The sequence below is a fragment of the Stenotrophomonas maltophilia genome (genome assembly GCF_001676385.1).
Taxonomy (GTDB): Bacteria; Pseudomonadota; Gammaproteobacteria; order Xanthomonadales; family Xanthomonadaceae; genus Stenotrophomonas; species Stenotrophomonas maltophilia_J.
Map to the genome: position 1 here is coordinate 1 of NZ_LYVJ01000019.1, position 21478 is coordinate 21478.

The following is a 21478-nucleotide window of genomic DNA, read 5'->3' on the forward strand; positions in this document are numbered from 1 at the left end:
CCCTCTGACAGTTTCCTGCGGCCGCCCGCCACGGAAGAAAGAAAGAAGAGCAAACGCGGGTCGCGCGCTTCGCTTGCTCGGAGCCGAGCATGGCTCGGCTCTTACAAGGCAATGCAGAATTGAAGAAAAAGGACGCGGCGAAGGCCGCGTCCTTTTTCTTTTCCATCAGTTCGTCACCAACCACTGCTCTTGCCCACCGTCACCGGGAAACTGTCGAAGGTGGGACGGGGGCGGCTGGCAGGACCGTTGGCGCCATGGATGGCGCCATCGAGCCCCCAGGGATGGGTTTACGGCGTGTCCTGCCAGCCGCCCCCGTCCCGCCAAACCATCAGCAAACCAGAGCCGCTTTGGCTTTGGCTTTGGCTTTCAGCCGTTGACGTTGCCCGCCGCAGGCGGACCACCGCGCGTCAGCGCGGCGCCCCCACATCCAGCCCGATCGGGCAGCTCACGCCAGTGCCGCCGATGCCGCAGTAACCGTTCGGGTTCTTCGCCAGGTACTGCTGGTGATAGTCCTCAGCGTAGTAGTACTCCGGTGCCGGATACACGATCTCGGTGGTGATCGGGCCGTAGCCGGCGCCGTCCAGCTGGGCCTGGTAGGCCTCGCGGCTGGCCAGCGCAGCAGCGTACTGGGCCTCGCTCGTGGCATGGATCGCCGAACGGTACTGGGTGCCGGTGTCGTTGCCCTGGCGCATGCCCTGGGTCGGGTCGTGGCTTTCCCAGAACAGCTGCAGCAGCCGCTCCAGGCTCACCACTGCAGGGTCGAACACCACCTGCACCACTTCGGTGTGGCCGGTCAGGCCCGAGCAGACCTCTTCGTAGGTCGGGTTCGGGGTGATGCCGCCGGCATAGCCGACCGAGGTGCTGTACACGCCTGGTTCCGTCCAGAACTTGCGCTCGGCCCCCCAGAAGCAGCCCAGCGCGAAGCGGATCTGCTGCAGGCCGGCAAAACGGTCCTTCAGCGGATGGCTGTTCACGAAGTGCTGGTTGCTGTGCAGCGGCAGCGGTTGGTCGCGCCCCGGCAGCGCCTCTTCCGGACGCGGCAGGCGCTGCTTGAAGGCGCCGATGCCGAGGATGCCCTGGCCAATTCCCAACATGATGCGCTCCTACGCCGGCTGTCCGGCCCATTCGTCTGCATCGGAAATGGGGTCGATCACGGCCTGGCCCAAGTCCAGCGCGGCCACGATGTCCTCCGCCTGCGGCCGTGCTGTGTCGGGGATACCGACCCGCAATACTCCGAACAAGGGCAGCTCACCCATGCCGCCCAGCAGCTGCTCGCCGAACACGAAGGCAGGGATGCCGGCGTTCTCCAGCGCGTGCTTGACCAGATGGGCGTCGAACAGGTTGTCGGCCTTGTACACGATGTGCATGCGGCGGCTCCGTGGGACAGGGTTCCAGCATACGCCCGGGGGCTGAATGGTGGCGGTGACAGCGGATGCCGGCGGTGAGGTGGTGCCGGCTGCTGGCCGGCCTCCCCATACCCCACCGGGCAACCCCGCCCCGTACGCGCTAGACTGATGGTCTTTCTGCCCTTTTTCGCCCCAGACTCATGTCCGAGCACACCCCCGCCAGCCCCGAGACCCCCGCCGACAGCCACGAAAAGCGCGATTTCATCCGCCAGATCGTGCGCGAGGACCTGGCCAGCGGAAAGCACCAGGCGATCAAGACCCGCTTCCCGCCAGAGCCGAACGGCTACCTGCACATCGGCCACGCCAAGTCGATCTGCCTGAACTTCGGCATCGCCGGCGAGTTCAGCGGCGTCTGCAACCTGCGCTTCGACGACACCAACCCGGCCAAGGAAGATCCGGAATACGTGGCCGCGATCCAGGACGACGTGCGCTGGCTGGGCTTCGAGTGGAACGAGCTGCGCCACGCCTCGGACTACTTCCAGGCCTATTACCTGGCGGCCGAGAAGCTGATCGAACACGGCAAGGCCTATGTCTGCGACCTGTCGGCCGAGGAAGTGCGCGCCTACCGCGGCACCTTGACCGAGCCGGGCCGCCCCTCGCCGTGGCGCGACCGCAGCGTCGAGGAGAACCTCGACCTGTTCCGCCGCATGCGTGCGGGTGAATTCCCGGATGGCGCGCGCACCCTGCGCGCGAAGATCGACATGGCCAGCGGCAACATCAACCTGCGCGACCCTGCGCTGTACCGCATCAAGCACGTCGAGCACCAGAACACCGGCAATGCCTGGCCGATCTATCCGATGTACGACTTCGCCCATGCACTGGGCGATTCGATCGAGGGCATCACCCACTCGCTGTGCACGCTGGAATTCGAAGACCACCGCCCGCTGTACGACTGGTGCGTGGACAACGTCGATTTCGCCCATGACGACGCGCTGACCCAGCCGCTGGTCGACGCCGGCCTGCCGCGCGAAGCGGCCAAGCCGCGCCAGATCGAGTTCTCGCGCCTGAACATCAACTACACGGTGATGAGCAAGCGCAAGCTGATGGCGCTGGTCACCGAACAGCTGGTGGACGGCTGGGACGACCCGCGCATGCCGACCCTGCAGGGCCTGCGCCGCCGTGGCTACACCCCGGCCGCGATGCGCCTGTTCGCCGAGCGCGTGGGCATCAGCAAGCAGAATTCGCTGATCGACTTCAGCGTGCTGGAAGGCGCGCTGCGCGAAGACCTCGACGGCGCCGCACCCCGTCGCATGGCGGTGGTCGATCCGGTCAGGCTGGTGCTGACCAACCTGCCGGAAGGCCACGAAGAACTGCTGACCTTCAGCAACCACCCGAAGGACGAGAGCTTCGGCAGCCGCGACGTACCGTTCACGCGCGAGGTGTGGATCGACCGCGAGGACTTCGCCGAAGTGCCACCAAAGGGCTGGAAGCGCCTGGTACCGGGTGGCGAAGTGCGCCTGCGCGGCGCCGGCATCATCCGCTGCGACGAAGTGATCAAGGATGCCGACGGCACCATCACCGAGCTGCGCGGCTGGCTCGATCCGGAATCGCGTCCGGGCATGGAAGGCGCCAACCGCAAGGTCAAGGGCACCATCCACTGGGTCAGTGCCGTGCATGGCGTGCCGGCCGAGATCCGCCTGTACGACCGCCTGTTCTCGGTGCCGAACCCGGACGACGAATCGGAAGGCAAGACCTACCGCGACTACCTCAATCCGGAATCGCGCCGCACCGTCATCGGCTATGTCGAGCCGGCTGCAGCCAGCGCCATTCCAGAGCAGTCCTTCCAGTTCGAGCGCACCGGCTACTTCGTTGCCGACCGCCGCGACCACACGGCTGAAAAGCCGGTGTTCAACCGCAGCGTGACCCTGCGCGACACCTGGTCGGCCTGAGGACCTGCGCGGGCGCCAGGACGGCGCCCGCACGTCCCCGACGATGATCACCGCCCTCTCCGCCCTGCTCTGGCTTCTGACGCAGCATCCGCTGCTGACGTTCTTTTCAGCGATGCTGCTGGCCGGCCTGGTCTCGTGGCGGCGGCGATTCCCAGGCTACGCCATCGCGGTGTTCCCGCTGGCGATGCTCAACATCTTCCTTGGCCACTTCCTCAACGCTGCCTTCCTCAACATGGTGGGCGAGCGCGGCGAAGCGGTGATCGTCAAGGCCGAGCAGACCAGTTCCACGCTCAACGAGCAGTACATCTGGCGCTACGAAGCGGTGCTGCGCACTGCCGAAGGGCACGACGTGGAGGTAGTGTTCCACACCAATACCGCGTCGCTGTGGCCACTGGAGAACGCGATCCGCATTCCGGCCGTGGACCAGCCGTTCATCGTGAAGTACGCGCCGGGCTTCCCGCGCAACATCGTCATCCTCACCAACGAATCGCCACATGGCCTCGCCCAGGCACGGGCCAGCGCGCGCGAGCGCGTGGAGGTGGCCGCACGCAAGCTGCATTTCAGCCCCGGCAATGCGGGGTTCCGCGCGGACTATCGCCGTGAACTGGAGGCCTGGCTGCGCGACCACGGCCAGGATCCACAGCAGCAGTCCGATGCACAGCGCTACCGGACCGAGCTGCAGGCCCTGGACGCCAGCGCCGTACGCTGACCCCGCCCGGCAGGCATCGCCCTCGCGGTTACCCCTGATGCACGCCGGTGCGGATACACTGCGCGCCGGTTTCCATGGCAACCGCACTTTTCCCCATCCACACGAGGCACCCCCGCGATGCTGTACGCGCAAGTCCACCTGACCCTTCCCGCCTGGATCCACGACCAGATCGACCTGGATCGTCGATATCCGGGCGATGAGGCCAAGGTCGCGCTGGCGATCGAGCTGTCGCGGCTGAACGTCGAGCACGCCAGCGGCGGCCCGTTCGGCGCGGTGGTGTTCGGCCCGGATGACAAGGTGATCGCCGCCGGCGTCAATCGGGTGATGCCGCACGCCACTTCGCTGGCGCACGCCGAGAACATGGCCTACATGCTGGCCCAACAGCGCCTGCAGACGCCACGCCTGAACGCGGTGCTGTCGCCGGTCACCCTCGCCACCAGCTCGCAGCCGTGCTGCCAGTGCTACGGCGCGACGGTGTGGGCCGGCGTCGATCGCCTGCTGATCGGTGCCAGCGCGGCCGACGTCGAGGAACTGACGCCGTTCGACGAAGGCCCGCTGCCGGCCGATTGGGTCGGCGAGCTCAACAAGCGCGGCATCGACGTGGTGCAGGGCCTGCATCGCGACGCCGCGCGCAGCGTGCTGCGTGCCTATGGGGAAAGCGATGGCGCCCGTTACTGAAACCGGCATCGGCCTGCTCTGCCTGTGCCGGCAGGGCTTCGAGCCCGAGCTGGCCGGCGAACTGCAGTTCCGCGCCGGCGAAGCCGGTTTCGCCGGCTACGCGCGCACCCAGCGCAATGACGGCTACGTGCTTTTCATGTGCGACGAAGCGGCTGCTCTGGCACCGCGGCTGCGCTGGCGCGAGCTGATCTTCGCGCGGCAGAAGCTGGTGGTGCTGGCAGAACTGCCGCAGCTGGACCCGGGCGACCGCATCACGCCGATGCTGGACGTGCTCGCCGATGCGCCGCGCTTCGGCGACGTATGGGTGGAGCATCCCGATTCGGATGCCGGCAAGCCGCTGTCCGGGCTGGCGCGCGCCTTCGGCAATGCACTGCGTCCGGCGCTGCGCAAGGCCGGCAAGCTCAGCGACAAGCCGGACACCCGCCTGCCGCGCCTGCACGTCGTGTTCGTCGACGGCACCCACGCCTTCGTCTGCGTGGCCGACCCGGCCGACAGCGCGCCGTGGGCACTGGGCATTCCGCGCCTGAAGCTGTTGCCCGAAGCGCCGTCGCGCTCGGCACTGAAGCTGGACGAGGCCCTGCTGACCCTGCTGGCGCCCGAAGAACGCGAGGCGCTGGTGCGCCCCGGCATGCGTGCTGCCGACCTCGGCGCGGCGCCGGGAGGTTGGACCTGGGTACTGACCCGCCAGCACATGCAGGTGTTGAGCATCGACAACGGCCCGCTGCGCCAGCACGTGCTGGACACCGGCCTGGTCGAGCACCTGCGGGCCGATGGCTTCCACTGGCACCCGGAACAGCCACTGGACTGGATGGTCTGCGACATGGTCGAGCAGCCGCGCCGGGTGGCCGAGCGCATGGCCACCTGGTTCCGCGAGGGCTGGTGCAGGCACGCGATCTTCAACCTGAAGCTGCCGATGAAGAAGCGCTGGGAAGAAACCCGGCTGTGCCTGGATCTGTTCCAGGACCAGGCCGGCAAGCCGCTGGTGGTTCGTGCCAAGCAGCTCTATCACGACCGCGAGGAAATCACCGTACTGGCGTCGCCACTGCGCTGACGCCATCACGTCCGCCGGGCATGCCCCGGCGCTGCAGAGGGAGGAGCATCCATGCGACATCGAACGATTCCGCTGCTGATCACCCTGCTGGCCGCCGCACCAGCGGTGGCCCAGCAATTGCCGCACACCCCGGCACAAAGCCAGCCGCTGGGCCCGACCGGAGGTGCGATCCGGCAGCAGCCGTTGAACGCCGGCCGTATCACTGGCAGCGTCGAGATTGCGCAGCCCGCCGGCGAGGCGCAGGTGACGGTGCGTTCGCTGGAACCGGCCAGCGTGGTCGGCCAGTACCGCATCCGCTTCAGCGACCTGGACATGAACCGCGATGGCTTCATCAGCCGCGAGGAGGCGCAGGCGAATCCGGCGCTGGCCGATGAGTTCAATGCGTTGGACGTGAAGCGCCGCGGCAAGCTGGACCGTGCCGATCTGGCCGGTTGGCTGGTGGATTGAAAAAAGGGGACGGAGGGGATTAAGTCGTAAGTGCACATACGACTTAATCCCCTCCGTCCCCTTTTTTGCATTACACGCCGGCGGCGCGCTTCCAGAATGCCTGCACCAGCGGCGGCCACTTGCCGACGCAGCCCAGCGCGCGGCCGCGGGCCAGGGTCAGGTGCATTTCGTCGTTGGAGAACAGGCGGTTGATCGCGTCGAAGCTGTAGGCGGCGATGTGGTTGTCGCTGCGTCGTTCGCGTGCCCAGCGCTGCAGGCGCTGCGGCGACAGGCGCGGCTGGCCGCGGCGTTCGGCGGACGGCGCCAGCCATTGCTGCAGGGCGGCGACATCGCGCAGCCCCAGGTTCACGCCCTGCCCGGCCAGCGGATGCACCACATGCGCAGCATCGCCCAGCGCCAGCACGCGGCCGGCGACGTAGTGACGGGCCAGCTGGCGGCGCAGCGGGAATGCGGCACGCGATGATGCCAACCGCAGCTCCCCCAGGCGTGCCGCGAAGGCGCGGGTCAGTTCACGGTTGAAGCTGTCCTCGTCCAGTGCCAGCACACGTGCCGCTTCGTCCTCGGGCAAGGTCCAGACGATCGAGCTGCGGTGCTCGGCCACCGGCAGCAGGGCCAGTGGCCCGCCCGGCAGGAAGCGCTGCCAGGCCGTGGCCTGGTTGGGAAGATCGCTGTCCACATAGGCCACCACGCCTCGCTGCTGGTAGTCATGGCGCTCGACCTCGATCCCGGCCAGCCGGCGCAGAGTCGATTCGGCGCCGTCGGCGGCCACCGCCAACGCCGCTTCCAGGCGACGCCCGTCATCCAGGCGCAGGCGCACGCCCTCTTCGTCCTGCTCCAGTGCTTCCACCCGTGCCGGGCAGTGCAGCTGCACGCCTGCCGCAGGCAGCGCCGCCCACAGGCGATCCTGCAACAGCCCGTTCTCGACAATGAAGCCCAGCTCGCGCCGCCCGAAGCGATCAGCATCGAACAGCAGATCCTCGCCACCGGCAGCGTCCCAGACCTGCATGCGCCGGTACGGCCAAGCGCGCGCCTGCGCGATCGCCGGCCACACGCCGAGGCGGTTCAGCAACTGCACGTTGTCAGCGGCAAAGGCGAACACGCGCAGGTCCGGCTGCGCCGCCTGCCAGGGCGCCGGTTCACGGCCCTCGACCAGTGCAACAGAGAGTCCGGCATCGGCCAGCGCCAAGGCACAGGCTGCACCGACCACGCCACCTCCAACGATGGCCACATCCAGGCGCGCGCGCCGGCTCATGCAGCCTCCCCACGGCACAGTCGCGGCACTTGCCCCCGGAAGCCCATCGCGCCACCGACCAGCATCGACTGCACGGAGGTGCCTTGCGCTGCCACCAGGCCAAGGCTGCGCAGCGGCCGCATGAGTGGCGCCGGGTTGCTGGTCAACCGCGCCAGGCCACCGGAGAATGCCACCGTCTGCCGGCGGTCTTCTTCGCGCCGCGCGACATAGGCCTGCAGCAGCGCGTCACCGCCGGCGTCACCCTGCGCATCCTCCAGCAGTTCAGCCAGGGTGAGCGCATCGCGCAGGCCCAGGTTGAAGCCCTGCGCGCCCAGCGGGTGGATGGTCTGCGCGGCGTTGCCGAGCAGCACCGCGCGTTCACCGGCCAACGCGCGCGCCAGCACCTGGATGAGCGGATAGGCGCTGCGCGGGCCGGACTCGAGCAACCGGCCGGCACGCCAGCCGATCGCCTCCTGCAGGCGCTGCAGCCAGGCCGCATCGTCCAGCGCCATCACCGCATCAGCCTGGTCGCGGGCCACGCCATGCACGGTGCCGAAATGGCGGTCACCGCGCGGCAGCAGGGCGGTCGGGCCGGTATCGGTGAAGCGCTCCCAGGCCGTGCCGTCCGGCGCGCGCTGGCTGCGCACGCGGGCCACGAACAGGGTCTGCTGGAAATCATGGCGGTCGACTTCGATGCCGAGCGCGCCGCGCACACCGCTGCTGGTGCCATCGGCGCCCACCACCAGCCGCGCCAGCAGCACGCGCTCGCCGGCCTCATCGGCCACCCGCACCTGGCGGTAGCCGTCGACCACCTCGCCCAGTCCCAGGAACCGCACCGGCCGGTAACGACGCAGTCGCGGCAATTCCTGCAGTCGCGCTTCCAGCGCTTGACCGAAATCACGCGCGACCACGACCTGGCCGAACCAAGGCCGGTCGTAATCGGCCGCTTCCAGCTGCACCCGGCCGAAATCTCCGGCACGGCTGACATGGATGCGGCGGATCGGGCCCGGTGCCGTCGCCAGCTTCTGCATCACCCCCAGCGCGGTCAGCGCATTGACGGTGGCGGCGGCAAAGCTGAGATTGCGCTGGTCGAACACCGCCGGCAGGCCGTCGGCAGGGCTGGCCTCGAGCAGGCCGACGTCGCGGCCCAGGCGGTCCAGGGCAATGGCCAGGCTGGCGCCGACCAGGCCGCCTCCGACGATCAGCACGTCATGTCGTTCACTCATGTGTTCATGATACGCGCTCGCCCCGGCTGTACGCCGAACGGGGGAGTGCCTGCGCCAACCCGCGTGGCGGGCTAGAATGAAACCTGAATCCGCCCCCGGGCCCACCCCCATGTCCGCCACCGCCAACCGCGCCTTCGTCCTGTCCGTACTCGTACTGCTGCTGGCGGCGACCCGGGTCAACCACTTCGCGGCGATCCCCGATGCCTCCTGGGCCGTGTTCTTCATCGGCGGCTTCTACCTGGCCCGCTGGACCCGTTGGGCGTTCCCGCTGCTGATGGCGTTCGCGGTGCTGGTGGACTGGATCGTGATCCGCAGCAGCGGCCTGGATTTCTGGCAGCACTACTGCGTATCGCCGGGCTACTGGCTGCTGTTGCCTGCGTACTTCTCGCTGTGGGCCGGTGGCCTGCTGCTGGGCCGCAACTACCTGGGCGCGAGCTGGAGGGTACTGGCCAAGGGCACGCTGCTGCTGCTGGCTTCCGTGGCGGCCTGCCACCTGCTGGCACAGGGGGGCTTCTACTGGACCAGCCGCAACGTGGCCGAGCCGAGCCTGGCCGGTTGGGCGCAGAACTACGCCCAGTGGTTCGGCCCGTACCTGCGCACGACCGCCCTCTACGTGGCCCTGGCCGCTGCCCTGCAACTGGCCGTGGAGCAGGTGCTGAAGCTCCAGCAGGCCCGCCGCGACATCCGCCACTGAGCGACGCCATGGGCCATCGCCTCTCGCGCATCTATACCCGCACCGGCGACGACGGCAGTACCGGCCTGGGTGATGGCCAGCGCGTGGCGAAGGATGACGCCCGTGTGGCGTCCTACGGTACGGTCGATGAAGCCAATGCAGCGCTGGGCCTGCTGCTGGCCACGGCACTGCCCGAAGATGTGCGCGCGCTGGTGGTGCATCTGCAGCACCAGCTGTTCGACCTCGGCGCCGAACTGTGCATCCCCGGCCACGCCGCGATCCACGCCGCCGACGTCTCGGCGCTGGAGCAGCAGCTGGACCACTACAACGCCCACCTGCCGATGTTGAAGGAGTTCATCCTGCCGGCGGGCGGCGAAGCCGCTGCACGCTGCCATCTGGCACGCACCATCGTCCGCCGCGCCGAGCGTGAGACCGTCACTCTGTCCCGCCACGCAGCCGTGCGCAGCGAGGCCCTTCAGTACCTGAACCGGCTGTCGGACCTGCTGTTCGTGCTGGCCCGGGTGCTGGCCCGGGCCGACGGCCACGGCGAGGCGCTGTGGCAGCCACAGCACCGGCCGCGCTGAGGCGGCACGATGCTGGTCTTCACCCATCCATCGTGCCTTCTGCATGACCCCGGCCCAGGTCACCCGGAGTGCCCGCAGCGCCTGCAGCACGTACTGGATGCGCTGCATGCCGCCTTCCCCGGCCAGCTGGAGTGGCGCGAGGCCCCACCGGCCAAGTTCGGCGAACTGTCCCGGGTCCACGACAGCGCCCTGCTCGACTTCGTGCTGCAACCGCAGACCGTGCCATTGCGCCAGCTGGACATGGACACCTGGACGTCGCCGGGCTCAGCCAGCGCTGCCGTGCATGCGGCCGGTGCGGGCGTGGCCGCGGTCGATGCGGTGATGCTGGGTGCGGACCCGCTGGCCTTCTGCGCGGTGCGCCCCCCGGGCCACCACGCCACCAGCAGTGCGGCGATGGGCTTCTGCCTGCTCAACAACATCGCCATTGCCGCCGCCTATGCCCGCGACCGCCATGGCCTGGAGCGGATCGCCGTGGTCGACTTCGACGTGCACCACGGCAACGGCACCCAGGACATCTTCCAGCACGACGCGCGGGTCTCCTACTACAGCACCCACCAGGCCGGGCTGTTCCCCAACTCCGGGCTGCGCCGCGACCGCGGTGCCGGCAACCTGATGAACATCCTGTTGCCTCCGGGCAGCGGCGGGTTCCGCTTCCGCAACGTCTGGGCCGACGAAATGCTGCCGGCCATCGACGACTTCCGCCCGCAGCTGCTGATGATCTCGGCCGGCTTCGACGCCCACCTGCGCGACCCGCAGGCCGACCTGATGCTGGAAACCGATGATTTCGCCTGGATCACCCGTGAACTGCACGCGCTGGCACGCCGCCACGCAGCCGGCCGGGTGGTCTCGATCCTCGAAGGCGGCTATGACCTCCAGGCCCTGGCCGAATGCAGCGTCGCCCATGTCCGGGCCCTGATGTCGCCGGCCACCGCGGCCATCACCGGATGAACCCAAGCCGGCGGGACCAGGCGCCCTTCATTGCCCCTATGCAAGGGATGGGGCAAGCTACCGTCCGTTTTCGCCCGAATCCGAACCGCGTGCGCCGAGCCCTTCGCCTGCTTCCCCTGCCCCTGAGCATCGCCATCAGCCTGCCGGCGATGGCCGATGACAAGCCGCTCAACTGGGGCCTGTGCCCGGCGACCGACGTCATTCCCGCGTTCACCGACGCCCCCACCCCGGTACCCGGCCAGGACAAGGCCACGGCGGCCGCCGCGCGCGAGCAGCAGCCGACCGACATCGAGGGTGACCAGCTGCTGGGCACCACCACGGTGCCGCAGTACCAGGGCAACGTCGCGCTGCGCCGCGGTGACCAGTTCGTCGGCACCGACAAGCTCAGCTTCGATACCGAGACCGGCAACTACATCGCCGATGGCAATGTCCGTTACCAGGACGCCTCGATCCGCATGATCGCCAGGCGCGCCGAGGGCAACCAGGAAAGCGACACCCACAAGATCTCCGACATCAAGTACCAGCTGGTGTCACGCCGGGGCAACGGCGATGCCGAATCGGTCGACCTGCAGGGCGCGGTCGGGCAGATGCACCGCTCCACCTATACCACCTGCGACCCGTCGCAACCGGTGTGGAAGCTGACGGCGCCGGAAATCGAAGTGGACAATGACGAGGGCTTCGGCACGGCCCGCAATGCCGTGCTGCGCATCGGCAAGGTGCCGGTGCTGTGGGCCCCGTACTTCAAGTTCCCGATCGACGACCGGCGCAAGACCGGCCTGCTGTTTCCCCAGCTGGGCAGGTCCGGACGCAACGGCTTCGACTATGCGCAGCCGATCTACTTCAACCTGGCGCCGAACTACGACGACACCCTGACCCCGCGCTACATGACCGAGCGCGGGCTGATGCTCGACAACGAGTTCCGCTACCTCTACAACGGCGGCCGCGGCGAGATACAGACTTCGTACTTCCCCAATGACCGGCTGCGCGATCGTGACCGTGGCCGGGTGATGTTCGACGGCTACCACAATGTCGACAGCCACTGGCAGGCGCGCGCCAGCCTGGCCTGGGTCAGTGACGAGCGCTATGTCGAGGACTTCTCCAACCGCCTGGTGGGGGTGACCGCCTCCAACCTGCAGAGCACGATCGGGCTGTATGGCACCGGCCGGGACTGGACGGCCGGGATCATGGCCGACCGCTGGCAGCTGACCGACTACACCCTCGACGAGCGCGCCCTGCCCTACAACCGCCAGCCACGCCTGTATTTCAACTGGGACAAACCGGTGATGCCGTGGCTGGAGACCGGCATCTATGCCGAAGCCGTGCGCTTCACCCACGATGACATCAACTTCAAGTACGGTGCCGACGCCGGCGAAGACCTGCAGTACACGCGCAATGGCCAGACCCAGCGCATGTACGGCGGCTCGCGCCTGGACGTGAAACCCTATGTGTCATTCCCGATCAGCGGTGCGGCCTGGTATGTCACGCCGACCCTGGCCTACCGCTACACCGGCTATGACCTGGACCAGGGCCTGGCCGACAGCATCCGTCGCAACGTACTGGTCTCGCAAGGCATCGACCCGGCAACGGCCACGCCGGAGCAGCTGCGCGGCAACACCTCGCCCAGCCGCAGCCTGCCGATCGCCAGCCTCGATGCGGGCCTGTTCTTCGACCGCGAGACCACGATCCACGGCAAGTCGTTCCTGCATACGCTGGAGCCGCGCCTGTTCTACCTGCGCACGCCCTATCGCAACCAGGACGAACTGCCGATCTTCGATACCCGCGACTTCACCTTCAGCTGGGGACAGCTGTTCCGCGACTCGCGCTACACCGGCGCGGATCGCCAGAATGACGCCAACCAGCTGACCCTGGCGCTGGGCACCCGCTTCATCGACCAGACCACCGGCAAGGAGCGGTTCTCGGCCGCGATCGGCCAGATCCAGTACTTCGACGAGTCGCGGGTGACCGTGACCCCGGGTGGCGCGCCGGTGGAGAAAGGCAAGTCAGCCTGGATCGCCGACGGCAACTACATGATCAACGACCGCTGGACCCTGGGCGCCACCTATCAGTGGGACCCGAAGTACAAGCGCGAGGATCTGGCCAGTGTCCGCGCCCGCTACCTGATGCCCAACGATGGCGTGATCAACCTCAGCTATCGTTACCGCATCAACGCCGGTGCCCCGGCCACCGCCAACAAGCATGACCGGACCCTGCTGGAGCAGGCCGACCTGTCGTTCCTCTACCCGCTGAATGCGCGCTGGAGCCTGGTCGGCCGCTACTACTACTCGCTGCAGGACAAGGCGCCGCTGGAAATCATCGCCGGCGTGCAGTGGGACAGCTGCTGCCTGGCCGTACGCGCCATCGCCCGTCGCTATGTGCGAAACCGCGAGGGCGACATGAACAATGCCCTCCAGGTCGAGTTCATCCTCAAGGGACTGAGTTCCATCGGCCAGGACACGGACCGTACGCTGCGCCGTGCTATCCTCGGCTACAACCGCGACGACCTCTATCTCGTGCCGCCCAGCAACACCGGGGTGACCCGGGATGACTACGATCCGAATCAGATCCCATGACCAAGCGCTTCCCCGTTCTTCTCGCCTCGCTGCTGGCGGTGTCCAGCGTGTCTGCCCCCCTGCAGGTGCTTGCCCAGGAGGCGCAGCCGCTGGATCGCATCGCCGCCGTCGTCGATGAGGACGTGATCCTGCAGAGCGAGCTCCAGCGCGCGATCGCCAACATCAAGGCGCAGTACGCCGGCCGCGAGAACCAGCTGCCGCCGGAAGACGTGCTCAGCCGCCAGGTGCTGGAGCGCCTGGTGCTGGTCAAGCTGCAGGTGGCCCGTGCCCAGGGCAGCGGCATCCGCGTCAGCGACCAGGAGCTGAACCAGGCGATGAACGCCATCGCCCAGCAGAACGGCTCGGACCTGGATGCCCTGCGCCAGCGACTGGCCCAGGACGGCATCGACTTCAACGATTTCCGCGCCTCGGTGCGCGACGAAATCACCGTGCAGCGCCTGCGCCAGAGCTTTGCGCAGAGTCGCATCAGCGTCAGCGAGGGCGAGGTCGATGCGGCGCTGAAGCAGCAGGCCACGGTCGGCAACCAGTACCATCTGGCCCACATCCTGGTCGCGCTCCCCGATGGAGCCAATGCCGACCAGATCGCCACCGGCCAGAAGAAGGCCGATGGTGTGAAGGCGCTGCTGGACAAGGGCGAGCTGGACTTCAATGCCGCCGCCGTCCGCTATTCCGACAGCCCCAACGCGCTGGAAGGCGGCGATCTGGGCTGGCGCAGCCTGGATGAGATCCCGGCCGCGTTCGCGCAGTTGATGGAAAAGATGAAGCCGGGTGAAGTGGTCGGCCCGATCCGTGGCCCCAGCGGCTTCCAGCTGCTGAAGCTGGTGGACGTGCGCGATGCCAGCGCCACCGCCGGTAGCCACACCGTCACCGAGTACCACGGCCGCCATATCCTGGTACGCGTGGACGACCACCAGAGCGACGCCGCCGCCAAGGCCAAGATCGATACCCTGCGCGCCCGCATCGCGGGTGGCGCGGACTTCGAGAGCGTGGCCAAGGAGTCGTCCGAGGACAACAACAGCAAGGGCCAGGGCGGTGACCTGGGCTGGTTCCCGGCCGATGCATTCGGCCCGGCCTTTGGCCAGCAGGTGACCGGCATCCAGGACGGTGGCATCAGCCAGCCGTTCCGCACCGATGCCGGTTGGCACATCGTGCAGCGCGTGGCAACCCGCCAGACCGATGTGACCAATGACAACCAGCGTGCCCAGGTCCGCGAGACGATCGGCCGCCGCAAGCTGGAAGACGAGTACAACCGCTTCCTGCAGGAACTGCGTGGCGAGGCCTACGTCAGCTTCCGCAGCGGCGACCGCGCGGAAAACACCGCCACTCCGCCGCAGTCCTGACCGATGCGTCCCGAGCTCGCTCTCGTACCGGGCGAGCCCGCCGGGATCGGCCCGGAGCTGTGCGTACGCCTGGTCCAGCAGCCGCGTGAAGATTGCCGGCTGCTGGCCTTCGCCGACCCGGAACCCCTTCGCGCAGCCGCGGCCGCGCTGAACCTGCCCCTGCAGCTGCTGCCCGAGGATGCTGACGCCCGCGTCCCGGGCGATCTGCGCCTGCGCGTTGTCGCCAACGCTGTGCCCAGCCACTTCGGCCAGGCCAACCCGGCCAATGCCGGTGCTGTCATCGGTGCCCTGCTCGGCGCCGGCCAGGCCTGCCTGTCCGGCGAACTGCACGGTGTGGTCACCGGCCCGGTGCACAAGGCGGTCATCAACGATGGCGGCATCGCCTACAGCGGGACGACCGAGCTGCTGGCCGACCAGGCCGGGGTCAAGGTGGTGATGATGCTGGCCAACGCCGTCGTGCGCGTCGCGTTGGCCACCACCCACCTGCCGCTGCGCGAAGTAGCCGACGCCCTCACGGCGCCCGGGCTGGAACACACGCTGCGTACCGTGCATGCCGCGCTGCACCGCGAATTCGGCCTGCCCAGGCCCCGCATCGCCGTGCTCGGCCTGAACCCGCATGCTGGTGAAGACGGCCATCTCGGCCGCGAGGAACTGGACCTGATCATTCCCCTGCTGCAGCGCCTGCGCGCCGAAGGCATGGACCTGGTCGGGCCGCTGCCGGCCGATACCGCGTTCCTGCCGGCCAAGCTGGCCGGCTTCGACGCCGTACTGGCGATGTATCACGACCAGGGCCTGCCCGTCCTGAAGTACTCCGGCTTCGAGCAGGCGGTGAACCTGACCTTGGGCCTGCCCTATCCGCGGGTCGCGGTGGACCATGGCACCGCGCTGGATCTCGCCGGCCGTGGCATTGCCGATCCTTCCAGCCTTCAGGCCGCAACCGCGCTGTGTGCTCAGCTCGCGCGGCAACGTAAACTGAGCGCATGAATCCACCGCATTCCCCCTCCGGCCCGGCGTTCACCGCTCCGGCCAAGAAGCAGCTTGGCCAGCATTTCCTGGCCGACCGCCACTACATCGACAAGATTGTGATGGCGGTCAATCCCAAGGACGGCGACCGCCTGGTCGAGATCGGCCCCGGCCAGGGCGCGATCACCCTGCCGCTGCTGCGCGTGCATCCGAAGCTGACGGTGATCGAGTTCGACCGCGACCTGATCGCGCCGCTGACCGCTGCCGCCGAACCCCTGGGCGCGCTGACCATCGTTCACCGCGACGTACTGCGCGTGGACTTCACCGAGCTGGCCGACGGCCAGCCGATCCGCCTGGTCGGCAACCTGCCCTACAACATCTCCTCGCCGATCCTGTTCCACGCGCTGGAACATGCCGCGGTGATCCGCGACATGCACTTCATGCTGCAGAAGGAAGTGGTCGACCGCATGGCCGCTGGCCCCGGCAGCAAGGTGTATGGCCGCCTCAGCGTGATGCTGCAGGCATACTGCCAGGTGACCTCGCTGTTCGTGGTGCCGCCGGGCGCGTTCCGGCCGCCACCGAAGGTCGATTCGGCGGTGGTGCGGCTGGTGCCGCGCGACGCGGCCACGGTCGGCATCCACGATCACGCGCGCTTCGCCGAGGTGGTCAAGGCCGCGTTCGGCCAACGCCGCAAGACCCTGCGCAACGCACTGAACAACGTCGTGTCCGCCGAGCAGTTCGCTGCCGCCGGCGTGCGTCCCGATGCCCGAGCCGAACAATTGGACGTGGCCGAATTCATCGCTTTGGCCAATGCCTCCTGATTACACTGCCGGTATGGAAGACGCTGACGTTTACGCCATTTCCGTCGAAGTCGCACCGCGCTTCCTCGACGATCAATCCGCGCCGGAAGACGGTCGCTTTGCGTTCGCCTACACGATCCGCATCCACAACCGGGGGCAGGTCGCCGCACGCCTGGTCGCACGCCACTGGCGCATCACCGACGCCAATGGTCGTGTCGAGCATGTCGACGGCGACGGAGTGATCGGCGAGCAGCCGCGCCTGCGCCCCGGTGAAGACTTCCGTTACACGTCCGGTGTCATGCTGGGCACCGATCACGGCACCATGCAGGGCCACTATGACATGGTCGCCGACGATGGCACCGAATTCGCCGCGCCGGTCGCACCGTTCGTACTGGCCGTCCCGCGTACCCTGCACTGACCCGGAGGCCGAACGATGAGTGTGTGGGCGATCGGCGACCTGCAGGGCTGCTATGACGTCACCCAGCGATTGCTGGAGAAGATCCGCTTCGACCCGGCGCAGGACACCCTGTGGTTCTGCGGCGACCTGGTCAACCGCGGCGGCCAGTCACTGGAAACGCTGCGGCTGGTGCATTCCCTGCGCGATCACAGCGTGGTGGTACTGGGCAACCATGACCTTTCACTGCTGGCTGTCGGTGCTCGCACCGAAGAGGAACAGCGCAAGGTCAACCCGGACCTGCTGCGCATCGTGCAGGCCGAGGACCGCGACGAACTGCTGGAGTGGCTGCGGCTGCAGAAGCTGGTGCATGTGGACCGCACGCTGGGCTGGATGATGGTACACGCGGGCCTGGCGCCGAAATGGACCACGCAGCTGGCCGAGAAGCATGCCGCGGAAGTCGAGGCGCAGCTGCACGGCGCCGGCTACCGCAAGCTGTTCCGCAACATGTACGGCGACAAGCCCAGCTGGGCGCCGAACCTGTCTGGCTACGACCGCTCGCGGGCCATCATCAATGTCCTCACCCGCATGCGCTACTGCACCCCGCGCGGGCGCATCGGCATCGAAGACAAGGGCACGCCGGGCACGCAGGAACAGGGGCTGTATCCCTGGTTTGAAGTGCCGGGCCGGGTCGAGCGCGACCTGAAGATCGTCTGCGGCCACTGGTCGGCGCTGGGCCTGACCCTCACCCAGGGCGTGCATGCCATCGATACCGGCGCGGTGTGGGGTGGCAAGCTAACCGCGTTGCAGCTCGACACCAACGAACTGCGCGTGGTGCAGGTGCCGGGCCGCGATGTGCCCGCCCCCGTACCCAATGCCCGGCCGCCGGCGCGACCGGCGCACGAGCGCCCTGCCGGGTCGTCACAGGGCAGGGAACAGGGCGGCGGCAATACCGCCGCTGCCAATCCAGGCAACCGTGGCCCTCGCCGGCGTCGACGCCGGGGTGGCGGCACCGGTAGCAGCACCGGTGGCGGCAACAACAACAGCACCCCGCCGCAGGCATGATGCGGCGCGGTTGGGCACCATGGACGGTGCTGCTGCTGACGATGGCCCTGGCCAGCGGCTGCCAGCCCGGTCCGTCCCAAGCGCCCAACGCTGCCGCAGGCGCCGATCACGCGGCGGCATCGCCCCAGGCCCCTTCGCCTCCACTGGTCGCTGCGGCACGCGCGCAGATCGGCGTCACTACCCGTTACGATCCCGCCTATCAGGTCCTGGCCTTTCCTGGCGGCGACGTGCCGCTCGATCGCGGCGTGTGCACGGACGTGGTCGTGCGTGCGCTGCGCAGCCAGGGCCTGGACCTGCAGGCGCGCGTGCATGAAGACATGCGGGGCCACTTCGACGCCTACCCGGGCCTCTGGGGACTGTCACGCCCGGACCGCAACATCGATCATCGCCGCGTACCGAACCTGATGCGCTGGTTCGAGCGGCAGGGCTGGCAGCAACCGATCACGGCCCTCGCCGCCGACTACGCGGCCGGCGACATCGTCGCCTGGAAGCTCAACGGCAGCGGCCTGCTGCACGTGGGCATCGTTTCGGACCGACGACTGGCCGACGGCACACCGCTGGTGCTGCACAACATCGCGCGCGGCACGCGCGAGGAGAACCTGCTGTTCCAGCACGCCATCATCGGGCATTACCGGATGCCGTGAACGTTGCAACGTCCGGTTCCGTAGAGCCGAGCCATGCTCGGCTCCGGGGTGTATCCGGCAACAGCAGCCGAGCATGGCTCGGCTCTACAGACGGCGCACGTAGTGCACGAAGCGGAATGCGTAGGCGTGGCGTTCGTCAGCCGGGTGCGGCTCGCTGCCCACTTCCTGCCAGTCCTGCGCGTCCAGCTCGGGGAAATGGGTATCGGCGGCGACTTCAGCATCGACCCAGGTCAGGTACAGGTCACTGGCCTGGTCCAGCAACTGACGGAAGATCTCGCCGCCGCCGATGATGCAGAGCTCGCCGGCGCCCTCGCTTTCGGCAATCACCTTCGCCTCGTCCAGCGACGCAACCGCGCGCATGCCCTCGAACGGCACCTGGCCACTGCGGGTCAGCACCAGGTTGGTCCGCCCCGGCAGCACGCGGCCGATCGATTCGGCGGTCTTGCGCCCCATCAGGATCGGCTTGCCCAGGGTAAGCGCCTTGAAGTGCTTGAAATCATCCGGCAGGTGCCAGGGCATCGCATTGCCCTGGCCGATGCCACGGTTGCGGTCCAGCGCTACGATCATCGACAGCTTCAGTGCGCTCATACCGCCACCGGCGCCTTGATCGCCGGGTGCGGGTCGTAGCCGTCGATGCGGATGTCGTCGAACTGGAAGCCGAACAGGTCGGTCACCTCCGGGTTCAACCACAGCTTGGGCAGCGCGCGCGGTTCACGCGACAGCTGCTCGCGCGCCTGCTCGAAGTGGTTCGAGTACAGGTGTGCGTCGCCCAGCGTATGCACGAAATCGCCCACGCCCAGGCCGGTGGCCTGCGCCACCATGTGGGTCAGCAGTGCATAGCTGGCGATGTTGAACGGTACGCCGAGGAAGATGTCACCGCTGCGCTGGTACAGCTGGCAGCTGAGCCTGCCGTCCACCACGTAGAACTGGAACAGGTTGTGGCACGGCATCAGCGCCATCTGCGGAAGCTCGCCCACGTTCCAGGCGCTGACTACCAACCGGCGCGAATCAGGATTGCGCTTGATCTCGTTCACCAGCCACTGCATCTGGTCGATCTCGCGGCCATCGGCGGTGGCCCAGCTGCGCCACTGCTTGCCGTAGACCGGCCCGAGGTCGCCGTTCGCGTCGGCCCATTCGTCCCAGATGCGGACCTGGTTGTCCTTCAGGTAGCCGATGTTGGTATCGCCCTTCAGGAACCACAGCAGCTCGTGGATGATCGAGCGCAGGTGCAGCTTCTTGGTCGTGACCAGCGGGAAGCCTTCGTTGAGGTCGAAGCGCATCTGCCAGCCGAACACGCTGCGGGTGCCGGTGCCGGTACGGTCGCTCTTCTCCGCACCGTGTTCCAGCACATGCGAGAGCAGGTCCAGATAGGCCTTCATGCCTTGCCCTCCGCGGCCACCGGCAGCTGCGGCTGCAGGACCGGCGCGCGGCGCGACATCACCAGCAGCACCAGGCCGAAGGCGATCAGCGGCAGGCTGAGGATCTGGCCACGGGTCAGCCAGTCGAAGGCCACGTAGATGCCGTTGTCGGGCATGCGCACGAACTCCACGGCGAAGCGGAACAGGCCGTACATCAGCGCGAACAGGCCGCCGACCAGATAGCGGTGACGTGGCTTGGCCGACACCGCCCACAGCACCACGAACATCACCAGGCCTTCCAGGAAGGCTTCATACAGCTGCGAGGGATGGCGTGCGAACTGGTTCAGTGCGCCGGTCGCGAACTGCGCCTGCAGCGTGGCGTGGTCGAGCTGGTTCAGCGGGGCCGGCAGGCCGGACGGGAACACCACGCCCCAGCTACCGTCGGTGTATTTGCCCCACAGTTCGGCACCGATGAAGTTGCCGATGCGGCCGAAGCCCAGGCCCAGCGGAACCAGCGGGGCCATGAAGTCCATGGTGTCGAAGAAGTGCAGGCGGTGCTTGCGCGACCACCACCAGCAGGCGCCGAGCACGCCCAGCAGGCCGCCGTGGAAGCTCATGCCGCCATCCCATACCTTGAACAGCAGCAGCGGGTTGTGCAGGAAGTCACCCAGCGCGTAGAACAGCATGTAGCCGATGCGCCCGCCCAGCACCACGCCGAGCATGGCGTAGAACAGCAGGTCGGAGAAACCGTTGGCATCAACGCCCGGCAGGCGCCCGGCGGCGATGCGCGTGCGGCCCAGCAGCCAGGCTGCGGTGAAGCCAAGCAGGTACATGATGCCGTACCAGTGCACCTTGATCGGCCCCAGCGAAAGGGCGATGGGGTCGATATCGTGGAAATAGATCATGGAAGGCGCCTTGCGGTTGAACGCCTATTCTCGGGCCAGTGCCGCCCGGGCTCAACCGAGGATCTGCGGGGTGTTGGGCAGTCCGTCATGGTCGGGCCGGGCCGAGGCCGGAAAGTGCGCTTCAAGCAGGCTGGAGACCTCGTCGATCGCGTCCCGCAGCGCAGCCACCGCATCGGGGCCGCGCAGCCCCTCGCGCAGGTGGGTGCAGACCCGCTGCCACTGCGCCGGGCTGACCCGGCCGTGCAGGCCCCGGTCGGCAACGATCTCGATCGCATGGTCGGCCAGCAGCAGATAGATCAGCACGCCATTGTTGTCGGCTGTGTCCCAGGTGCGCAGGCGCGCAAACGCCTGCTCGGCGGCCTGGCGTGGCGTGACGTTGCGCCACAGCGCAGCCAGCGGCAGATCGGCTTCAACCGCGAACATCACCTGCCCGCCATGGCGCTGTTCGCCGGCGGCGATCGCATCGGTGATTGCCTGCAGCGCCGCGGGCGGGAAGGCCCGACGGACCGAAGGTGAGAACACATGGCGGCATAGACGTTGGATCATCACCAGCCTCCCGAAGCACCGCCACCGCCGGAGCGGCCACCGCCGCCGCCC

General features: G+C 67.9%; 22 protein-coding genes and 1 pseudogene. 15 read left to right on the plus strand and 8 right to left on the minus strand.

Features of this window, described 5'->3' with window-relative positions; all coding sequences use genetic code 11:
- Positions 1–407 precede the first annotated feature (407 nt).
- The gene (gene msrA / locus A9K58_RS18555) at positions 408–1073 is read right to left on the minus strand and encodes a peptide-methionine (S)-S-oxide reductase MsrA (protein WP_065200758.1); all 666 of its coding nucleotides are present in this window, start codon (positions 1071–1073) and stop codon (positions 408–410) included.
- 30 nt (positions 1074–1103) lie between these two features.
- Complete coding sequence (locus A9K58_RS18560) at positions 1104–1367, minus strand: putative signal transducing protein (RefSeq protein WP_065200737.1); 264 nt, start codon at positions 1365–1367, stop codon at positions 1104–1106.
- A gap of 179 nt (positions 1368–1546) precedes the next feature.
- Between A9K58_RS18560 and A9K58_RS18565 the strand changes: the two genes are divergently transcribed.
- The 5 genes from A9K58_RS18565 to A9K58_RS18585 all read left to right on the plus strand — a co-directional run bounded on the left by A9K58_RS18565 (position 1547) and on the right by A9K58_RS18585 (position 6180).
- Positions 1547–3295, plus strand: a complete 1749-nt coding sequence (locus A9K58_RS18565) for a glutamine--tRNA ligase/YqeY domain fusion protein (protein ID WP_065200738.1) — start codon at positions 1547–1549, stop codon at positions 3293–3295.
- Between the two features lie 43 nt (positions 3296–3338).
- Positions 3339–4004 (plus strand): hypothetical protein, encoded by a 666-nt coding sequence (locus A9K58_RS18570; protein WP_065200739.1) that lies wholly within the window; start codon positions 3339–3341, stop codon positions 4002–4004.
- A gap of 117 nt (positions 4005–4121) precedes the next feature.
- Positions 4122–4682 (plus strand): nucleoside deaminase, encoded by a 561-nt coding sequence (locus A9K58_RS18575; RefSeq protein ID WP_065200740.1) that lies wholly within the window; start codon positions 4122–4124, stop codon positions 4680–4682.
- Complete coding sequence (gene rlmM / locus A9K58_RS18580; RefSeq protein ID WP_065200741.1) at positions 4666–5733, plus strand: 23S rRNA (cytidine(2498)-2'-O)-methyltransferase RlmM; 1068 nt, start codon at positions 4666–4668, stop codon at positions 5731–5733. Before A9K58_RS18575 ends, rlmM begins: the two co-directional genes overlap by 17 nt.
- A gap of 51 nt (positions 5734–5784) precedes the next feature.
- Positions 5785–6180, plus strand: coding sequence for an EF-hand domain-containing protein (locus A9K58_RS18585; protein WP_065200742.1), 396 nt, complete (start codon positions 5785–5787; stop codon positions 6178–6180).
- A gap of 70 nt (positions 6181–6250) precedes the next feature.
- On the opposite strand, the gene A9K58_RS18590 is transcribed toward A9K58_RS18585, so the two are convergent.
- Both A9K58_RS18590 and ubiH read right to left on the minus strand, forming a co-directional pair.
- A complete protein-coding gene (locus A9K58_RS18590; RefSeq protein ID WP_065200743.1) occupies positions 6251–7432 on the minus strand; it encodes a UbiH/UbiF family hydroxylase in 1182 nt (393 codons plus the stop codon).
- A complete protein-coding gene (gene ubiH / locus A9K58_RS18595; RefSeq protein ID WP_065200744.1) occupies positions 7429–8637 on the minus strand; it encodes a 2-octaprenyl-6-methoxyphenyl hydroxylase in 1209 nt (402 codons plus the stop codon). Before ubiH ends, A9K58_RS18590 begins: the two co-directional genes overlap by 4 nt.
- Before the next feature lie 109 nt (positions 8638–8746).
- Between ubiH and A9K58_RS18600 the strand changes: the two genes are divergently transcribed.
- The 10 genes and pseudogenes from A9K58_RS18600 to A9K58_RS18645 all read left to right on the plus strand — a co-directional run bounded on the left by A9K58_RS18600 (position 8747) and on the right by A9K58_RS18645 (position 18618).
- On the plus strand, positions 8747–9331 hold the full coding sequence (locus tag A9K58_RS18600) for a hypothetical protein (protein WP_065200745.1): 585 nt from the start codon (positions 8747–8749) through the stop codon (positions 9329–9331).
- A gap of 8 nt (positions 9332–9339) precedes the next feature.
- The gene (locus A9K58_RS18605) at positions 9340–9894 is read left to right on the plus strand and encodes a cob(I)yrinic acid a,c-diamide adenosyltransferase (RefSeq protein ID WP_065200746.1); all 555 of its coding nucleotides are present in this window, start codon (positions 9340–9342) and stop codon (positions 9892–9894) included.
- Between the two features lie 9 nt (positions 9895–9903).
- Positions 9904–10842, plus strand: coding sequence for a histone deacetylase family protein (locus A9K58_RS18610; RefSeq protein WP_065200747.1), 939 nt, complete (start codon positions 9904–9906; stop codon positions 10840–10842).
- An 89-nt stretch (positions 10843–10931) separates the two neighbouring features.
- Positions 10932–13412, plus strand: a complete 2481-nt coding sequence (gene lptD, locus A9K58_RS18615) for an LPS-assembly protein LptD (protein ID WP_081284175.1) — start codon at positions 10932–10934, stop codon at positions 13410–13412.
- Positions 13409–14737: pseudogene (locus A9K58_RS18620) on the plus strand (peptidylprolyl isomerase); the annotation flags it as partial. The gene lptD and the pseudogene A9K58_RS18620, both read left to right, overlap by 4 nt.
- Before the next feature lie 18 nt (positions 14738–14755).
- Positions 14756–15736: a 4-hydroxythreonine-4-phosphate dehydrogenase PdxA gene (gene pdxA, locus A9K58_RS18625; protein WP_065200750.1), complete on the plus strand. Its 981-nt coding sequence runs from the start codon at positions 14756–14758 to the stop codon at positions 15734–15736.
- Positions 15733–16536, plus strand: a complete 804-nt coding sequence (gene rsmA, locus A9K58_RS18630) for a 16S rRNA (adenine(1518)-N(6)/adenine(1519)-N(6))-dimethyltransferase RsmA (protein WP_065200751.1) — start codon at positions 15733–15735, stop codon at positions 16534–16536. Before pdxA ends, rsmA begins: the two co-directional genes overlap by 4 nt.
- Before the next feature lie 13 nt (positions 16537–16549).
- Complete coding sequence (apaG, locus tag A9K58_RS18635; RefSeq protein WP_065200752.1) at positions 16550–16933, plus strand: Co2+/Mg2+ efflux protein ApaG; 384 nt, start codon at positions 16550–16552, stop codon at positions 16931–16933.
- Positions 16934–16948: 15 nt separating this feature from the next.
- Complete coding sequence (locus A9K58_RS18640) at positions 16949–17974, plus strand: symmetrical bis(5'-nucleosyl)-tetraphosphatase (RefSeq protein WP_065200753.1); 1026 nt, start codon at positions 16949–16951, stop codon at positions 17972–17974.
- Positions 17971–18618 carry a DUF1287 domain-containing protein gene (locus A9K58_RS18645; protein ID WP_065200754.1) on the plus strand — a complete coding sequence of 216 codons (648 nt, stop codon included), beginning with the start codon at positions 17971–17973 and terminating at the stop codon, positions 18616–18618. Before A9K58_RS18640 ends, A9K58_RS18645 begins: the two co-directional genes overlap by 4 nt.
- Positions 18619–18702: 84 nt before the next feature.
- Here A9K58_RS18645 and A9K58_RS18650 read toward each other — a convergent pair whose 3' ends face one another.
- Genes A9K58_RS18650 through A9K58_RS18665 form a run of 4 tightly spaced genes read right to left on the minus strand, consistent with a single transcriptional unit; the run spans position 18703 to position 21427 of the window.
- A complete protein-coding gene (locus tag A9K58_RS18650; protein WP_065200759.1) occupies positions 18703–19197 on the minus strand; it encodes a dihydrofolate reductase in 495 nt (164 codons plus the stop codon).
- Positions 19198–19202: 5 nt separating this feature from the next.
- Positions 19203–19997 (minus strand): thymidylate synthase, encoded by a 795-nt coding sequence (locus A9K58_RS18655; RefSeq protein WP_065200755.1) that lies wholly within the window; start codon positions 19995–19997, stop codon positions 19203–19205.
- Positions 19994–20881, minus strand: coding sequence for a prolipoprotein diacylglyceryl transferase (gene lgt / locus A9K58_RS18660; RefSeq protein ID WP_065200756.1), 888 nt, complete (start codon positions 20879–20881; stop codon positions 19994–19996). The genes A9K58_RS18655 and lgt overlap by 4 nt, the downstream gene beginning before the upstream one ends.
- A 51-nt stretch (positions 20882–20932) precedes the next feature.
- Complete coding sequence (locus A9K58_RS18665; protein WP_065200757.1) at positions 20933–21427, minus strand: TPM domain-containing protein; 495 nt, start codon at positions 21425–21427, stop codon at positions 20933–20935.
- Positions 21428–21478: the final 51 nt, after the last annotated feature.

What these genes read in the sequence shown, in the direction of transcription:
- A9K58_RS18640 (WP_065200753.1), top strand. Translation starts at nt 16,949, where the DNA reads ATGAGTGTGTGGGCGATCGGCGACCTGCAGGGCTGCTATGACGTCACC.
- A9K58_RS18565 (WP_065200738.1), top strand. Translation starts at nt 1,547, where the DNA reads ATGTCCGAGCACACCCCCGCCAGCCCCGAGACCCCCGCCGACAGCCAC.
- A9K58_RS18600 (WP_065200745.1), top strand. Translation starts at nt 8,747, where the DNA reads ATGTCCGCCACCGCCAACCGCGCCTTCGTCCTGTCCGTACTCGTACTG.
- rsmA (WP_065200751.1), top strand. Translation starts at nt 15,733, where the DNA reads ATGAATCCACCGCATTCCCCCTCCGGCCCGGCGTTCACCGCTCCGGCC.
- A9K58_RS18665 (WP_065200757.1), bottom strand. Translation starts at nt 21,427, where the DNA reads ATGATCCAACGTCTATGCCGCCATGTGTTCTCACCTTCGGTCCGTCGG.
- A9K58_RS18590 (WP_065200743.1), bottom strand. Translation starts at nt 7,432, where the DNA reads ATGAGCCGGCGCGCGCGCCTGGATGTGGCCATCGTTGGAGGTGGCGTG.
- A9K58_RS18585 (WP_065200742.1), top strand. Translation starts at nt 5,785, where the DNA reads ATGCGACATCGAACGATTCCGCTGCTGATCACCCTGCTGGCCGCCGCA.
- A9K58_RS18605 (WP_065200746.1), top strand. Translation starts at nt 9,340, where the DNA reads ATGGGCCATCGCCTCTCGCGCATCTATACCCGCACCGGCGACGACGGC.
- A9K58_RS18655 (WP_065200755.1), bottom strand. Translation starts at nt 19,997, where the DNA reads ATGAAGGCCTATCTGGACCTGCTCTCGCATGTGCTGGAACACGGTGCG.
- pdxA (WP_065200750.1), top strand. Translation starts at nt 14,756, where the DNA reads ATGCGTCCCGAGCTCGCTCTCGTACCGGGCGAGCCCGCCGGGATCGGC.
- ubiH (WP_065200744.1), bottom strand. Translation starts at nt 8,637, where the DNA reads ATGAGTGAACGACATGACGTGCTGATCGTCGGAGGCGGCCTGGTCGGC.
- A9K58_RS18560 (WP_065200737.1), bottom strand. Translation starts at nt 1,367, where the DNA reads ATGCACATCGTGTACAAGGCCGACAACCTGTTCGACGCCCATCTGGTC.
- lgt (WP_065200756.1), bottom strand. Translation starts at nt 20,881, where the DNA reads ATGATCTATTTCCACGATATCGACCCCATCGCCCTTTCGCTGGGGCCG.
- A9K58_RS18575 (WP_065200740.1), top strand. Translation starts at nt 4,122, where the DNA reads ATGCTGTACGCGCAAGTCCACCTGACCCTTCCCGCCTGGATCCACGAC.
- A9K58_RS18645 (WP_065200754.1), top strand. Translation starts at nt 17,971, where the DNA reads ATGATGCGGCGCGGTTGGGCACCATGGACGGTGCTGCTGCTGACGATG.
- rlmM (WP_065200741.1), top strand. Translation starts at nt 4,666, where the DNA reads ATGGCGCCCGTTACTGAAACCGGCATCGGCCTGCTCTGCCTGTGCCGG.
- apaG (WP_065200752.1), top strand. Translation starts at nt 16,550, where the DNA reads ATGGAAGACGCTGACGTTTACGCCATTTCCGTCGAAGTCGCACCGCGC.
- A9K58_RS18570 (WP_065200739.1), top strand. Translation starts at nt 3,339, where the DNA reads ATGATCACCGCCCTCTCCGCCCTGCTCTGGCTTCTGACGCAGCATCCG.
- A9K58_RS18610 (WP_065200747.1), top strand. Translation starts at nt 9,904, where the DNA reads ATGCTGGTCTTCACCCATCCATCGTGCCTTCTGCATGACCCCGGCCCA.